Raw genomic sequence first — 15,546 nt, 5'->3', positions numbered from 1 at the left:
CTAGACGCCCGCCGTCTCCACTTCCGGTTTCCGCTTTCCGGCTTCCGGCTTCCGCCACGTCCCCGCCGCCACCATCTCCTGAATCCGCCGCTTCTCCCGCCGCACCAGCCACGGCTTCACATAGAACGCCCACGGGATCCCAACCCCCATCATGATTCCGCCAAGCGCAATCAGGTGGATGCCGGGGTTGTTGCCCACGTGCAGAATCGTGAAGCTCGCGAACGCCCGCGGCAGCTGTCCCGCATCCGCCATCTTCTGCGTCCGCTGCCACCCCTGCTGGTCCCACCCGCTCTGGCTGAACTTGAACTGGAAGGGGCTCATGCCCGCCACCAGCCGCCCCGGCAGGTTCGCGAAGAAGCTCTTGCCGTCGTCCCAGTGGAACGGCGCCTGCAGCGGCTCGTTCAGCTTGGTCACGTGGTCGAACACCTCGAACCCCGACCCGCCCGCCGGCATCACCCGCACGATTGACTGGTAATCCCGCGGCGCCCCGCGGTGGTCGTACGCGATCATCTCAAAGTCCAGCAGCCGCAGGCCAAAGCCCGGCAGCGGCCGCTGCAGCCGCCCGATCGCAAGCCCGTACACCCGCCCGTCCGGAAGCACCACCTCGCGCTCGCCGCCCTGCATCAGGCTCATGTACCGCGTGAACGGCAACCACTGCACCTGCGACCAGGGCCGCCCCCCGATGCTGGCCGCGACTTCCACGCCCACCATCGCGCGGTCGTGCGTGCCCACCGACTCCTTCTCGCGCTTCTCTGGCGGCACTACCTTGGGCAGCTCGACCCTGCGGGCCGCGTCCCACTTCTCGCCGATCCGCAGCTGCACCTTCTCCACCATGTCCAGCCGCTGCCCGGGCGCCAGCGACTCGGTGACTTTTACAAGGCCGCCCTTCTGCCGCACGATCGCCCGCGTCTTCCCCCCGCTCTCATCGATGTACACGTAGATGCGGTCGCACTCGATCAGCCCCATACGGATCGCGGGGTCCGCGTCCCGCCGCACCGGCTGCCCGTTGGCCCGCCGCTCGCTCAGCATGTCCTGGTTGATCGCGGGGAACCGGTGGTACACGTACCGCTCGAAACTCTCGCCCGTGGGCGTCGTCACCGTCACCACCGCCACCGAACTGTCCGCCCCCTTGTACCCCTCGGTGATGATCGGGAACGGCGGGGTGGGCAGCAGCTCCTTCACCGCGACGCGGTACCCGGTCTTGCCGACATCGAAGGCCGAGCCGTTCGCGACCGGCACCACCTCGCGGTGCGAGGGCGCCCCGTCCTTCCCCGGCACCTCGATTACCAGCGCGTGCTGCGTGCCCGCCGGCAGCGGCTCCGACAGGTCACGCCAGCGCGATTCCGGCATCCCGCCCGATTCGCCAAAGGTGTACTCCAGCGAGAACACGTCGTTGCCGCTCTCGCGGTCCTTCGCGCTCAAGGGCGGCATCACGAACGACACCACCGGCTCATCCGACACCCGCCCCTGTTCATCCTCCAGCTGCGAGTGCAGGAACACGAACCGCAGCGGCTCGTGCGACTTTGATCCGTCGTGCCACCGAGATGTCTTCATCTCGGTACTCCCCTGGGGCACCTCCACCCGCGCGTAGTCGCTCTCCTCCTCCGCGTACGACGCGTACCCCACGATCTTCAGCGACACGTCGCTATCCACCATCGTCGTGGGCGTCGCCTCCGGCTCGATCGCCAGCGCCGGCAGCGACTCCGGCACCGCGTCCTTCTTCCAGCGCGCCACGCCGCTGGCCAGCTCGCCCCGCCCCGCCCCCAGGTTGTAGTCGTTGTACCGCGGCAGCCCATTGACGAGCCGCTGCTCCCACCCCATCCGCTTGGGGTTCACGAACAGCGCCACCCGCGTGTTGTCGTAGAACACGTCCTGGATCGGCCCGGGGCTGGGCCGCCCCGTGTGCGGGTCCGGCTGCCCCGCCAGCAGCAGCGTGTCCCCCTCCTGCTTCAGCCCCGCGTAGTACACGCTCCCCAGCGCCATGATCACGATGCCCGTGTGCACCGTCAGCACGCCGATGTTCTTGAACGTGAACTCGATCCGCCGCACCGTCGCCACCACCATGTTCAGCACGAACAGCAGCAGCGCCCACCGTAGCGGCCACGCGGCGTAGTACTCCAGCTCCGTCATCTCTACGCCCGGCAGCCGCCGCAGCGTGATCGCCCTGTTCGCCTCCACGAAGCCCGCGAAGAACCGCAGCCCGGTGTGCGTCACCTCGTCATACCGCAGCCGCGGCCACACGTTCGTCACCCACACCCACACGCCCACGCCCGCCAGCACCAGCATGGCCGCGAAAGCAGCGACAAACCGCGTCCCCCGCCCAGCCCCGCCCAGCGCCCTCGCCACACCCCACGCACCCAGCGCCCCCATCCCGCCCACGATCAGCACGAACACCAGTGCATACACCAGCCACGTAGGCGCGAGCGCCAGCAGCCCGACCGGCACGCTCGCCGAAATCCCGTACAGCACCACGAACACCAGCAGAATCACCGCCAGCGTGATCGAGCTCAGCGCCTTCACGACCGCCTTCACCGGCCACAGCCACGGCCCCCTCAGGTGCCGCTCGTCCCACGCATTGCTCCGGCGCGCTTTATCGCTCATCAGGGCTCTTGGTCACAAGGTCTTGGCGGCACAGGCGTCCCGCCCGTGCGGGGGATCACGCCAGCCTGAGCCTCTCATCCAACCTTATGCGAACCCTCACGCCCACTCCGCCCCACCAAGGGGGCTACTTCCACCTATAGCCACTTGGCTCCAACGAGCCCGACTCAACGAGCCCGACGCGCCAGCGAGGGTTTTCTCCCCTTCACCTCCACCGATACACCAACTCCGTCCCCCCCTCGTCACCCACCGCCACCAACCCACCAAACCCTCCACCTCCGGGCGCAAACCCAAACATCCCCTCGTCGATCCCAAGCGCCCGCGCCCCATTCACCGTGCACATCGCCAGCCCCTCGCGCAGCGTCAACCCATCCCGCTCCACCAACCGCACCACCTCACCCCACGTCGAAACTCGCGACGTCCCCGCCGGCAGGTTGATCACCGAGTCCGTCCCCAGGCACACGTTCACACCCGCCGCCATCATGTCGCGGTAGCGGTGGGGGCCGAACACACGCTCGGCCCCGAAGTACTCCGACGCCCGCGGGCAGTACGCCACGCTCGTACCCATCCGCGCCAACACCTCGATGTCCGCGTCCGACACGTCGTTCAGGTGCGCACACACGAACCGCCGCCGCCCGAGTGCTCCCGCCAGATGCTGCACCGGCGAGTCTCCACGCCCGACCTCCTCGAGAATCTCGTCCGACCACAACCCCAGCCCCTCCAGAAACTCCCGCTGGGGCCCCGTCCCCCTTGCCACAAACTCGCGCTCGTCCATCGTCTCCGCCAGGTGCGTCGACACCGGCCACCCTTGAAACTCGTGCGACGACAGCACCCACTCGTACACCCGCCGGTCGACAGTGGTGGGGGCGTGCGGCTGCACCCCAAGCCTCACACCCATCCCTCCCAGCCGCTCGATCTCGCCGCGGTTCTCGCGCACCAGCGTCGCGAGCCTCTCCCGCGCCGGCTCCATCCCCCTACCGATCGCGAAGAACTCCAAGAAGCTCACCCCCACCGAGAACACCTCCCGCAGCGCCCGCCACGCCGCCAGCGACGGCCGCCCCATCGGCGCCCCCGCGATATCACCGACCGCCACCACGCCGCCCGCCAGCGACATCGCCGCACCCTCCCGCATACTGGCCGCGATCCCCTCGTCGTCCACCCGCCGCCCCCGCCGCACCGCATCCACAAACCCCCGGAAGCCGCCATCAGGGTCATGCGGCATCGGCCCGATGTGCGTCAGGTCCAGGTGCGTGTGCGCGTTCACCAGCCCCGGGATCAGCAGGCACCCGCGCCGGTCCACCACCCGCGCCCCCGCATTCAGCGGGTGCCGCGCAACTTCTGCGCTCTCCCCCGCCGCCACCACGAACCCCCGCCCCTCCAGCCGCCCCTCGACCTCCGACACCTCCCCCTCGAACCGCACCAGCACCGACCCCGGCGACGCGTCCACGTTGCGCGCATCCACCACCCGCGCCCCGTCGATGCGCACGACCAAACCGACAGCTTTTCCAGCCCCCGATTTCACGCCAAGCCCTCCGCCTCTCCGATCTTTAGCACGGGGTGTGCATAACGGGTCGGGTAGTCCGCGCCGCAACGGTACGTCGCCACGCGCTCACACCGGTCTGTACCATGCCGCCCCAATCGGTCGGGCAACTTTTGCGCTCGCCCGCCAACCCGGAGCCAACGCGCCATCGGAACGGCGCGCCACAGCAAACAGTCCTGCACCTCGAAGGGAGTCCATCATGAACGTCCGTCGCCTCACCCTCCTCACCATCCCCCTCGCCCTCACCTCCCTCCTCGGCGGCTGCGTCGGCCAGGGCGAGTACGACCGCCTCTACGAGGTCAACGCCTCCCTCACCTCCCAGAACAAGGACCTCGCCCGCCAACTCGAGGAAGAGCGCCAGGCCAAGCTCCTCCTCCAGAAGAACGGCATGAGCGGCGAGACCACCGTCGCCGCCCTTCAGCGCCAGAACGCGGCCCTCCGCGCCCAGCTCGACAAGGCCCTCGCCGACCTCAACGAGCTCAACGGCAAGATGGCCAAGTTCGACTTCGGCCCCGTCAACGCCGACACCGACGCCGCGCTGACCGCCCTGGCCGCGCAGTACCCCAACTTGATTAAGTACGACTCCGCCCGCGGCATGCTCCGCTTCGCCTCCGACCTCACCTTCGACAGCGGCTCCGACGCCGTGAAGGAGAACGCGAAAGAGGCCATCGCCGCCCTGTCGCAGATCCTCAACTCCTCCGCCGCGAGCGGCTATGAGGTCGTCATCGAGGGCCACACCGACAGCCAGCGCCTGAGCGCCAACACCGCCCAGCGCCACCGCACCAACCGCCACCTCTCCGCCCACCGCGCCATCAGCGTGACCGGCGAGCTGGCCAAGCTCGGCGTCGCCAACGACCGCATCCTCGCCGCCGGCTGGGGCGAGTTCCGCCCCCTCGTCGCCAACACCGGCAATGGCAACACCCCCGCCAACCGTCGCGTCGAGATCTTCCTCGCCCGCGGCCGCGGCACCGGCACCCAGGACTCCGCCCCCGTCGCCGAGTCCCCCAGCACCGAGCCCACCAAGACCACCAACGTGAACGACGACATCGACATCACCAAGTAACCCGATCAAGCAGCCCGGGCGACCGCCCGACACCGAATCGAGTTTTCGAGAACACGAAGGCCCGCGGCACTCCCCCGAGTACCGCGGGCCTTCTGTGTTCGTGCCGTGCCACCGAGATGTCCTCATCTCGGTGTGATTGTTCTCGCGGAGACGCGGAGACGCGGAGCAGGACTTGATGCCTTGATGCCCGATGCCTTGATGCCTCTCTTCCACCCGCCTTTGCCTTGGCCCCTCCCCGCGCCTCCGCGTCCTCCGCGAGAGACCCCTCCCCCTCCCCCGGTCTACCCTCTCCCCGATGTCGAACCCCGACCGCGTGCCCACACCCAACTGGATGACGCCCGTCTCCGGCGTTGCACGCCTCGGGCACGGCATCCTCCACGCCGTCGTCGCCTTCGGCCAGTTCACCCGCTTCATGCTCCACACCTTCCGCGGCCTCTCCGCCGTGCGGACCTGGAACCGGCGCGACCGCCTCTGGCGTCAGCTCTACTTCGTCGGCACAACCTCTATCCCCGTCCTCGCCATCACCGGCGGCTTCATCGGCATGATCCTCGCCTTCGAGGGCTACCGCCAGTTCCAGTCCATCGGCCAGGAAGCCCGCCTTGGCGGCGTCATCAACCTCTCGGTGGTCAAGCAGATCGGCCCTGTGCTCGCCGCCGTCATGCTCGCGGGGCGCGTCGGCTGCTCCCTCACCGCCGAGCTGGGCTCCATGAAGGTCACCGAGCAGCTCGACGCCATGCGCGCCATGGGCAGCGACCCCATCAAGGTGCTCGTCGTGCCGCGCTTCGTCGCGTGCGTCGTGATGATCCCACCGCTCACCGTCGTCAGCAACCTCTGCGGCGTGCTCGGCGGCTGGCTCATCACCACCCAGTTCTACACCACCGACGCCACGCTCTACTGGCGCAACAGCGCCAACATCGTCAACACCTACGACGTCTTCAGCGGCCTCATCAAGGCCGTGTTCTTCGGCGCCGGTATCGGCCTCATCTCCTGCTACAAGGGCTTCTCCTGCCGCCCCGGCGCCGAGGGCGTGGGCGAGGCCACCACCGAGTCCTTCGTCACCAGCTTCCTCACCATCATCCTGATGTCGCTGGTCCTGGCCAAGGTCCTCAACGACATCGACTTCATGATCCACGGCGGCGTCGACTCGGTCTTCAGCTGAGTTTCCCCCGATGCCGCGACTGAGCCGCTTCCCCACGACGCCGGGACTGAGCCGCTCTGGGCGAAGTCCCGGGTTGGCAGTTGCGCACCAGCGCGCTGGCCCCTAAAACGAGCAAGCCCGCTCCCGCGGGCCCACCCGTTGCGTGTGTGATCATGGGTCGTGATCAGGGTCACTCTGTCAGTCGCTCACCGGCGCCGGCGCGAGCCCACCAGCAGCCCGCCCGCGCACAGCAGCCCCACCGCACCCGGCGTCGGCACCGTGCGCTTGAAGAAGATGTCCGTCAGCTTCGTCTGCACCGTGTCGATGGTGTTGAGGTACGCCCCCGTCAGCCCGTCGTAGCGATGGATCTCGCCGGTCTGGAACGCCATGTACAGGTCCAGGCTCACCGGGTCCCACGCGAAGCCGTGCGGCCCCGTGCCGCTCTGCGCCAGCGAGCTGGCGAACACGCCCCACGCCGACCCGTTCCACCGGTAGACGCCCTCGAACGCGGGGCTGGTGTACAGGGCCGACGCGTACAGCGCCCCGTCCGGACCGATCGCCAGCTTCTGGGCCGCGAAGGGCACACTGATGTCGGCCCCGATCTGTGACCCCGTGACAAAGTCGAACACCTTCACCGTCGACGAGCTCCCGCCCGACCACTGCGTGGTGTACATCGTGTTCCCGCTGAACGCGAACATGTTGTAACCGTCGCCGTAGCCATTCACGGTGCAGACGAACGCGCCGCTGGTGGAGTCGTACTCCTCCACACCCGTGGGCCCGCCCACCACCACGTTCCCGTTGGGCGCCGTCGCCGGCCCGATCCGCGTGCCACCGCCCATGCTGCTCACGTTCGCGCCCGTGGTCGAGTGGATCTGCGTCAGCCCGCTGAACCCGCCGATCCAGAAGTTCTGGTTCGGCCCCGCCACGCACCCCAGGTACATCGCCATCGAGGGGCTGAACTGCGACTGGTTGCTGAACACCTGCGGCTTGGCAATGCCCGAGTACGCCCCGGGCACGTAGCTCCACGGGCTGCTCCGCTCGTACTGGTAGACCTCGTTGGCCGTGTCGCTGGTCACGTACATGTCCAGCGGGTTGCCGGGGAACGACCCGCCCGCCAGCGCATCGCCCGCAAACCCAACCGCTGCCGCCACGCCCAACGCCACGCCCAGAATGATGCCACGGTCCATGTCTTGTCTCCTGTCGTCAATCCCCAGGACCACGCCGCGGCCACACGCCACCGCCCGTCCCTGAGGTCTCCTCAGAAGACCAATCGCGAACCACCGCGCGCACTTACGCGGGCTTCACACAATTTCCTTTGCTGCGTCTCAATGGTCAACTACCGCCCACCGCAGGCACCGCTCTCCGCTCTCCGCTTTCCGGTTTCCGGATTCCGGTTTCCGGTTTCCGCTTTACCGCGACACCGTCAGCTTCGCCGCCCGCGGTGCCTGCTGGTGCGTCTTCTTCGCCCGGTGCAGCGACCAGTCGGTCACGCTCAGGTCCGGGGACTCCGGCCCGTCGTGCACGCGCAGCACGTCGTAGTAGTTGTCCCGCTGCGCCGGCAGGAACCCGGCATCGCGGATCAACCGGCACAGCAGCGCCTCATCCAGGCAGTACGTCGTGCCCGCGCTGGACACCACGTTCTCCTCCATCATCACGCTGCCCATGTCGTTCGCGCCGTACGCCAGCGCCACCTGCCCCACGTGCGGCCCCATCGTCACCCAGCTCGCCCCGATCGAGTAGATGTTGTCCAGGAACAGCCGCGACACGGCCTGCGTCCGCAGGTAATCGCTCGCCCCCGACATCCGCACCCGCTTGCCGAACAGGTGCGCCGTCGGGTACCTCCCGCGATCGATCGTGTCGTAGTCAAACTCGTCCGCGGCCCGCTGCCCCGCCGGAAACTCACCACCCCGCGCGATCACATCCCCCGGGAACTCCATCTCGAGCTCCTTCGGGTCCCGCCCCCAGTCCGGCACCCGCCCCAGCGGCGTGTTTTCCCGCTGGAACGGCCACGAGATAAACGCCGTGTAGTGCCCCGTCGCGCCGTTCCGCTTCTCCGACATCCGACTTCCGACATCCGACATCGCCAGCGCCCGGTCCTGCCACTCCCGCACCAGCATCATGTGGTGCACTCGGTCCGCGTACCCCTCCACATGCCCGAACATCATCGTCGCGCTCGTGAACATCCCCAGCGTGTGCGCCACATACATCGTGGTCAGCCAGCTCTCCGCGTCGCACTTGCCGAGCCCGATCTTGCGCCGCACCGCCGGCGCGAAGATCTCCCCGCCCCCCCCCGGCAGCGAATCCAGCCCCGCCTCCCGCAGCCGCACCATCACCCACCGCACCTTGTCCTCGAAGGTCGCCCCCGGCGGCTTGAAGAAGTGCACGAACTCCACGAACTCCGGCGGGCTGAACGCGTGCACATGCACCTGCGGGTACGTCTCCTTGATCGTCCGCAGCAGCTTCAGGTACCAGTCCAGCGGCAGGTCGGGGTTCATCCCGCCCTGCATCAGGATCTGCGTGCCCCCGATCGCCACCAGCTCGCCGATCTTCTCCAGGATCTTCCCGTGCTCCAGCGTGTACGCGTCGGTGTCATCCCCGTCGCGCCGGAAGGCGCAGAACGTGCACTTGGCCGTGCACACGTTGGTGTAGTTGATGTTCCGATCGATCACATACGTGCGCAGCCCATCCCCGTGCACCCGCCGGCACTGCGCATCCGCGTACCGCCCGAGCCCCGGCAGCGGCATCCCCCGCATCAGCTCCAGCGCCTGCCCGGGCGTCAGCCGCGCCTCTCCCCGCACCACCGCGGCCAAAAGCCCCTCATCAAGGCCGGACAGGTGCTCAAGCTGGACTGGGGGCGTGTAGGGCAAGGCTCCTCCGCGAAGTTTCAAGGATTATTGAAACTATAGCGGCCTCGTCGCCCAGCCGGAGCCAACTCCCTCCCTCCGTCACGCCGTCAATTCTCCCTCAGCAGGCCGAGCCCCCCAGCACCCGGAAGAACGCCTCAATATCCGCGTCCATCCCGATGTCCCCGTCGCCATTGAAGTCCGCCCCGCCGGGCCAGCAGGTCGGGCAGCAGTTCCCGCCCAGGCACCTGAAGAACGCCTCGATATCGGCGTCGGTGCCGATGTCCCCGTCGCCGTCAAAGTCCTGCGGCCCGCACCCCAGGCCCGCGTAGCACACCCCGCTCAGGATGACGATGTAGTCCCCACCGCCGTCAAACGGCGTGCCGCTCCAATCCGCCAGCGCGCCCCCCGCCCCGGGCCCGTCGGGCGAGCGCACCTCCTCGTACGGCGTCTCGTTCCACAGCGGCATCAACGCGTCGTCCACCGCCATCCGCGCGTACACCGTCACCCCCAGGTAGTACACCCCCGCGGCCAGTGTGCCGGTATTGTGCAGCCGAGACTGGAAGTAGTACTCATCGAACGTCGGCGCGTAATCGTCGTTGAACAGCACCCCCTGCCCGCTCTCATTGAACAGGAACAGGCGCGTGTCCAGTGCCGTGCCATTGACCGTGCTCGCCACGAACGCAGCCGGGTCGCACACCTCGATGCGGTACAGGTCCTCATCCCCATCCACCGACCCGATGATCGTCGTCATCGGCCCCGAGCCCACCGGCAGCGCCGCCGTCGCCGGCGTGCTGCCCGCATCGCCCTGCTCGATGTACCCCGGCGGCTCGTCATCGAGGGTCACCGACAGGCTCTCCCACACCGCGTCCGGCCCGCCGTCGTCGTACGTCTCAAAAAAACGCACCTCCCACACGCCCGCCGACTGGGCCAGCGGCGCCGGCAGGTACAGCTCCACATCCACGAACGTGATCGATGTGAAGACATCCTGCAGCCCCGACATCTGCACGTAGAACGGCGCGGCCCCCGGCGGCGTCACCTTGAAAATCGCTTCGCTCGCGTACGTGAACGGGCTCACCGCCGTCAGCGTCCCGCTCACGCGGATCTTGCTCACCCCGTACCCGCCGGCCAGCGTCCGCGTCTCCACCGCGTTCGCCGGCGAGAACTCCCCTCCGTCGCTGAACGCGCTCGTGAACGACAGCGTCTCCCGTGGCGAAGCCTCCGCCGCAGCCGCCATCCCGCAGCCCACGCCCACCGCCAACAGCACAGCCCCCGTCAGTCGCATGCGCATCCTCCCGTTCTCGTTGACCAGCTTGGAAACGAACCGGGCAAATCACGCGCCGCACGGCGCTGCCGCGGAAGTCGCACCCTACCTCACCCCCCAGCGCCGTTCCAATGAAATCAACCGCACCAAAACGGCCACCCGGCCTCACGCCGGCGCTGCGCGAGCCTCCATAATCAACCATGCTCCGCCTCTTCGTCGCCGCGTACCCGCCCCCCGACCTCGCGGCCAGCCTCCTCGCCCACACCGCCGCGCTCAACATCCCCGGCGCTAAGCCCGTCGCCCAGGACCAGCTCCACCTCACCCTCCAGTTCATCGGCGATACCGATCCGCGCGATATGAACACCGTCCGCGAGTCCGTCGCCCGCTCCGTGTCCGGCCTCCCGCCCGCCGTGCTCCGCGTCGAGCGCCTCCAGACCATGCCCCCGCGCCGCCCGCACCTGATCGCCGCGATCCTGGATCCCAACCCCACGATCTCCGAGCTCCACCGCCGCCTCGCCCTGCGCCTGGCCCGCAACAAGGAGAAGTCCCGCCCCTACCTCCCCCACATGACCACCGCGAGATTCCGCGACACCCGACAGCCCGAGGTCAAGGGCCACCTCAACCCCGCCCCAGAGTTCACGGTGACTGAGGTCCTCCTCGTTCGCAGCGTGCTCAAGTCCTCAGGCGCCGAGCACCACGTCGAGGCGCGGTTCGAATTTGCCTGATGTGATCACCAGTTCGGATCGATCCGCCAGAGCGACGTGCCAGCGTCCGTATCGGCGAGGAGGAGCTCTGCCCCGATAGGTTCCACAAACCCGCGGTTGCCGAGCTTGCGGCGCGCTGTTTCACGCCCAGTGCTCACATCGACGATCCGAGCCATGACCGCCGTGGCATCGCTGCTCGTGAGCAGCAAGTCTGTTTTCGTCCCGATGAACTGAATCTGTTCCGAGTAGCCGGGTACGCGGCCAACGTGCGACCAGTTCTGGAGCTGTCCTGTGGCCGTGTCGAAGACTCGGATGTGCGAGGGCGTCACATCGCGATCGAAGTCGAGCATGCTGGCTTGAGGCTGAAGCCTCAGCGCGACGTAGCTGCAATCAGCGTTGAAAAACGGCAGGGCCCCAGGGGACACGAACTCACCGTCCTTGAACAGTGCCCGCGTGCCTTTCCCGGTATGGAGCAGGCGGTCTTGCTCGACCCAGCCGCAGTCGGACTCCCAAGGATTCCTGGCATCCGGTGCAGGTCGATCAGTTGTTCTCAGGTAGCGGCCCGAGGTCACATCCCACACACCCCACGAGTTCCAGCTCGTGATCCATGCGGTGAACCGCAGGCCGTCTTCGGAAAACTCGCCCGGGCCAGGCCTTTCGGGTGACCCAAACACGTTGTAGCAGGTGCGCCCTTCGTACTCGTACGTCTCGTAAGACATGCTCGGGAACCCGAACCTGAAGGTGCTCAGCATTGTGCCAGTGCGAAGATTCCAGATCTGGAAGTGCTGATCGCGATAGGTCGCGAGCAGCATTCCGTCATGGCTCACGCCGGCGAAACCCGGATTACTAGCGATCTGCTCCGGGAGGCTGGCGGGTGGGAGCACCGATGCCAGTAGTCGACCGCTGCTCACGTCCCACAGCCCAACGCCTGGTTGCCTGTGGTTCACTCCATCGCCAGGCGTCCAGCGTTCGAGTGGCGCGCCCATGAAGCGCGTGCCCACCGCGGCACCCCAGGTCTCGATTCTGTATTCAGAACCATCAACCCGCGGCACCTCAAAGTCACAGACCTTCTGAAACCGACCCGCTGCACCCGCGTCGGTGTCGGGTGGACCCGGCAGCACCTGCCATACCAACTGCTCGTCGGGCATTTGCATCTGGTGTGTGCAACCTGCTCCAACGAGGCAAGCAGACGCAATGACAAGGGCGACAGGCTTCATCCAAGAGTCAGCGCACTCGACACGGTTTCGGTTCAAGAGAAAAGATGGGAAATCACCTACTCCCTGACCACACTCGTCACCAACGCCGGCAACCTCACCTGCTCGCCGCTCTCCACCCGCAGCACGATGCAGTTCCCCGGGTCGATCGCCTCCACCACGCCGCCGTACTCGCGCCCATCGCTCACGAAGCGCCCGCGCCGTCCGATCAGCATCTCCCGCTGCCGCCACATCTCGCCGAGCTCATTCTCGCTCAGCCGCAAGGCCCGGTCCAGCTCCACCATCAGCCGCTCCGCCACCGCGGCCCGCCCCCACGTGGACCCCAGCTCCGCCAGCGATGCCACCCGCGTCGCCAGCCCCTCTTCCCAGTCCTCCCGCGTCTGCAGCACGTTGATCCCGATCCCGATGAGCGACAGCCCGCCGCGCTCAGCCCCCGCCGCCACACCCGTCTGCTCGATCAACACCCCCGCCAGCTTCCGCCCCGGCCCCTCCCCGATCCCCGCCGGCCGCTCGCACACGTCGTTGGGCCACTTGATCCCCACGCGCCGGCGCGGGTCCGCCACGCCCGGAACGCCCACCAGCGCCGCCTCGCACACGCGGCACGCCGCCACCCCCGCCGCGAGCGAGAGCCGCTCCACCGGCAGGTCGCGCGAATCCAGCACGAACGTCATCGCCACGCCCTTGTGGCTCGTGTCCGCCCACTTGCGCCCAAGGCGCCCGCGCCCGCCCGTCTGCCGCCCCGCGATCACCACGATCCCCGGCCTTCCGCTCGCGAAGCTCCGCGCGAAGTCCTGCGTGCTCCCCGTCTCGCGCACCACCGCCACACGCGCAAACCACGCGACCTTCTCGCACGTGATCGCGTCCTCAAGACGGTCCGCCAGCCCTATGAGGTCATCATCCACGGGTCACCCAAGGCAGTGTTTCTCGCGGAGACGCAGAGGCGCGGAGAAGCAGAAGGCGATGATTCCGTTCTTATCCCTCTCCGCGCCTCCGCGAACTCCGCGAGAGACCTTCTTCACTCGATGTCCAGCCCAATATCCACACCCACCGCCCCGTGCGTCAACGCCCCGACGCTGATCCGCTCCACCCCCGTCTGCGCGATCGAATGGATCGTCGTCAGCGACACGCCCCCGCTCGCTTCCAGCTGCAGCCCCGGCATCATCCGGTCCCGCAGCGCCGCGGCCTCCCTCAGCTTCTCCACCCCCATGTTGTCCAGCAGCACAATGTCCACCACCCCCCGCGGCAAGGTCAGCAGCGCCCGCAGCTGCTCCAGGTCGTCCACCTCCACCTCGACGAACGCCGGCGGGTAGTGGCCTCCGCTTTGGGCGAGCTCGCGCGCCTTCTCCACCGCCTTCAGCACCAGCCCCGGCAGCTCCGGCGCCTTGACCACGCCCATGCCCGCGATGTGGTTGTCCTTGATCAGCAGCGCGTCGTACAGCCCCATGCGGTGGCAGTGCCCGCCCCCGCACCGCACGGCGTACTTCTCCAGCACCCGCAAACCCGGCGTCGTCTTCCGCGTGTCGTACAGCTTCGCCCGCACCTTCGACGCATTCCCCTCACCACCCAGCATCGCGCTATGAAACACCGCCGTGTTCGTCGCCACCCCGCACAGCCGCGACAGCAGGTTCAGCAGCGTCCGCTCGAGCTCAAGGATCTCATCCAGCGGCCCCTTGAGCACCCCCAGCACCGCCCCCGGCGACACCCGCGTTCCATCCACCGCCGAGGGCTCGAACGTGCACCCCGGCGCGAACACGTCCAGCAGGTCGCCCATCACCTCCAGCCCCGCGACCACGCCCCCCACGCGCATCACCAGCTGCGCATGCCCCACCCGCGCCGGATCAACACACGACGCCGTGGTGATATCCCCGCCCCAGCTCTGCCCCGGGCTCAGCCGCGCCCGCCCATGCCACGGCGACTCCTCGCTCCCCAAATCCTCATCCCGCGCAATCTCCAGCAGCCGCCGCACCAGCCCCGTCTTCGCCAGCGCCGCGTACAGCTCCGGCAACCGCAGCGTGTTCAGATCAACACCCGGCGCGGCCGGCGCCACAGGCTGACCATCCGGCGAGTGGTGGGGGGTCACGAGCTTGGCAGGGTCCATGCCGGGAGGGTAGTGGAGGAGTGGAGGAGAAGAGGAGTAGAGGAGTGCATTCACCGTCGATCACCCGGCCGCCCCTTCTCCTCCACTCCTCTACTCCTCTACTCCTCCACTTGGACACCCTAAACTCCCGCTCACAATCAAGGACTCCCCATGACCCCCACCAAAAGCGAACTCCTGCGCGGCAAGCACGGCCTCGTCATCGGCATCGCCAACGACCGCTCCTACGCCTGGCACATCACCAAGTCGCTCATCGAGCACGGCGCCACCTGCGCCTTCACCCACCTCCCCGGCGACCGCAACGAGCACCGCACCCGCCGCGGCCTCACCGAGCTTGGTCAAACCAACCCCTGGCTCCGCCCCCTCGACGCCGGCAGCGACGAGCAGCTCGACAAGGTCTTCAGCGACTACGCCCAGAGCTTCGAGCGGCTGGACTTCGTGATCCACTCGATCGCCTTCGCCGACCGCGACCTCCTCCAGCCCGGCAAGTTCGTGACCACGCCCCGGGCCGCGTACCTCTCCGCGATCGACATCTCCGCCTACACCCTCCTCGCGATGGCCCAGCGGGCCCGCCCTCTGATGGCGAAGGAGAAGCAGGGCGGCAAGGGCGGCGCGATCCTCGGCATGTCCTACTACGGCGCGGAAAAAGTCGTCCCCGGCTACAACGTCATGGGCGTCGCCAAGGCCGCGCTCGAGTGCACCGGCCGCTACCTCGCCAGCGAGCTCGGGACCGACGGCATCCGCGTCAACCTCATCTCCGGCGGCTACCTCCGCACCCTCGCCAGCTCCGCCGTCGGCGGCACCGACACCATGCCCGAGCTCGTCGCCCAGAAAGCACCCCTCCGCCGCAACGTCGAAGGCCAGGACGTCGGCGACACCGCTGTGTGGCTCTGCTCTGATTTGAGCAAGGGCGTCACCGGCGAGACCATCTACGTGGACTGCGGGATCAACATCATCGGCGGCTGATAGGACCGCGCGAATAGGAACCGCGACCGTAAGGGAGCGATGCAGCCGCGCTTCGCGGCTGCCCTGCCTTCGAGGCCGTAGGCCTCCTCGTGAGTAGCCGGGGGTCGGAGCGAGTCCGCGA

Annotated in this window: 12 protein-coding genes; 4 read left to right on the top strand and 8 right to left on the bottom strand. The window is 68.0% G+C overall.

What is annotated here, in order from left to right; genetic code table 11:
- Entirely contained in the window at positions 1 to 2,601 is a 2,601-nt protein-coding gene (locus VD997_13580; protein ID HYE63022.1) for a hypothetical protein, read from the bottom strand.
- Positions 2,602 to 2,803: 202 nt separating this feature from the next.
- Positions 2,804 to 4,084, bottom strand: coding sequence for an amidohydrolase family protein (locus VD997_13575; protein HYE63021.1), 1,281 nt, complete (start codon positions 4,082 to 4,084; stop codon positions 2,804 to 2,806).
- A 253-nt stretch (positions 4,085 to 4,337) separates the two neighbouring features.
- On the opposite strand from VD997_13575, the gene VD997_13570 reads away from it, so the two are divergent.
- Positions 4,338 to 5,201, top strand: a complete 864-nt coding sequence (locus tag VD997_13570; GenBank protein HYE63020.1) for an OmpA family protein — start codon at positions 4,338 to 4,340, stop codon at positions 5,199 to 5,201.
- A 295-nt stretch (positions 5,202 to 5,496) separates the two neighbouring features.
- On the top strand, positions 5,497 to 6,360 hold the full coding sequence (locus VD997_13565) for an ABC transporter permease (protein HYE63019.1): 864 nt from the start codon (positions 5,497 to 5,499) through the stop codon (positions 6,358 to 6,360).
- Positions 6,361 to 6,545: 185 nt separating this feature from the next.
- Here VD997_13565 and VD997_13560 read toward each other — a convergent pair whose 3' ends face one another.
- From VD997_13560 to VD997_13550, 3 genes are all read right to left on the bottom strand, one after another.
- Positions 6,546 to 7,526 (bottom strand): WD40 repeat domain-containing protein, encoded by a 981-nt coding sequence (locus VD997_13560; GenBank protein HYE63018.1) that lies wholly within the window; start codon positions 7,524 to 7,526, stop codon positions 6,546 to 6,548.
- Positions 7,527 to 7,748: 222 nt separating this feature from the next.
- Positions 7,749 to 9,206 (bottom strand): radical SAM protein, encoded by a 1,458-nt coding sequence (locus VD997_13555; GenBank protein HYE63017.1) that lies wholly within the window; start codon positions 9,204 to 9,206, stop codon positions 7,749 to 7,751.
- Between the two features lie 97 nt (positions 9,207 to 9,303).
- Positions 9,304 to 10,467 (bottom strand): DVUA0089 family protein, encoded by a 1,164-nt coding sequence (locus VD997_13550; protein HYE63016.1) that lies wholly within the window; start codon positions 10,465 to 10,467, stop codon positions 9,304 to 9,306.
- A 179-nt stretch (positions 10,468 to 10,646) separates the two neighbouring features.
- Between VD997_13550 and thpR the strand changes: the two genes are divergently transcribed.
- Positions 10,647 to 11,171, top strand: coding sequence for an RNA 2',3'-cyclic phosphodiesterase (gene thpR / locus VD997_13545; GenBank protein ID HYE63015.1), 525 nt, complete (start codon positions 10,647 to 10,649; stop codon positions 11,169 to 11,171).
- 5 nt (positions 11,172 to 11,176) lie between these two features.
- Here the strand turns inward: thpR and VD997_13540 are convergent, their stop codons facing one another.
- From VD997_13540 to nadC, 3 genes are all read right to left on the bottom strand, one after another.
- A complete protein-coding gene (locus tag VD997_13540; protein ID HYE63014.1) occupies positions 11,177 to 12,298 on the bottom strand; it encodes a hypothetical protein in 1,122 nt (373 codons plus the stop codon).
- Between the two features lie 125 nt (positions 12,299 to 12,423).
- Positions 12,424 to 13,266, bottom strand: a complete 843-nt coding sequence (locus VD997_13535) for a biotin--[acetyl-CoA-carboxylase] ligase (GenBank protein ID HYE63013.1) — start codon at positions 13,264 to 13,266, stop codon at positions 12,424 to 12,426.
- A 113-nt stretch (positions 13,267 to 13,379) separates the two neighbouring features.
- Positions 13,380 to 14,462 (bottom strand): carboxylating nicotinate-nucleotide diphosphorylase, encoded by a 1,083-nt coding sequence (gene nadC / locus VD997_13530; GenBank protein HYE63012.1) that lies wholly within the window; start codon positions 14,460 to 14,462, stop codon positions 13,380 to 13,382.
- 150 nt (positions 14,463 to 14,612) lie between these two features.
- On the opposite strand from nadC, the gene VD997_13525 reads away from it, so the two are divergent.
- Positions 14,613 to 15,425 (top strand): enoyl-ACP reductase, encoded by an 813-nt coding sequence (locus VD997_13525; protein ID HYE63011.1) that lies wholly within the window; start codon positions 14,613 to 14,615, stop codon positions 15,423 to 15,425.
- Positions 15,426 to 15,546 lie beyond the last annotated feature (121 nt).

The sequence above is a fragment of the Phycisphaerales bacterium genome, assembly GCA_035627955.1.
Lineage (GTDB): Bacteria > Planctomycetota > Phycisphaerae > Phycisphaerales > UBA1924 > JAEYTB01.
This window is presented reverse-complemented; position numbering and strand designations above follow the sequence as displayed.

Bases quoted from the DNA above. Each gene is read 5' to 3' on its own strand.
- thpR (HYE63015.1), top strand. From the start codon at position 10,647: ATGCTCCGCCTCTTCGTCGCCGCGTACCCGCCCCCCGACCTCGCGGCC.
- VD997_13580 (HYE63022.1), bottom strand. From the start codon at position 2,601: ATGAGCGATAAAGCGCGCCGGAGCAATGCGTGGGACGAGCGGCACCTG.
- VD997_13560 (HYE63018.1), bottom strand. From the start codon at position 7,526: ATGGACCGTGGCATCATTCTGGGCGTGGCGTTGGGCGTGGCGGCAGCG.
- VD997_13540 (HYE63014.1), bottom strand. From the start codon at position 12,298: ATGCCCGACGAGCAGTTGGTATGGCAGGTGCTGCCGGGTCCACCCGAC.
- nadC (HYE63012.1), bottom strand. From the start codon at position 14,462: ATGGACCCTGCCAAGCTCGTGACCCCCCACCACTCGCCGGATGGTCAG.
- VD997_13525 (HYE63011.1), top strand. From the start codon at position 14,613: ATGACCCCCACCAAAAGCGAACTCCTGCGCGGCAAGCACGGCCTCGTC.
- VD997_13550 (HYE63016.1), bottom strand. From the start codon at position 10,467: ATGCGACTGACGGGGGCTGTGCTGTTGGCGGTGGGCGTGGGCTGCGGG.
- VD997_13565 (HYE63019.1), top strand. From the start codon at position 5,497: ATGTCGAACCCCGACCGCGTGCCCACACCCAACTGGATGACGCCCGTC.
- VD997_13570 (HYE63020.1), top strand. From the start codon at position 4,338: ATGAACGTCCGTCGCCTCACCCTCCTCACCATCCCCCTCGCCCTCACC.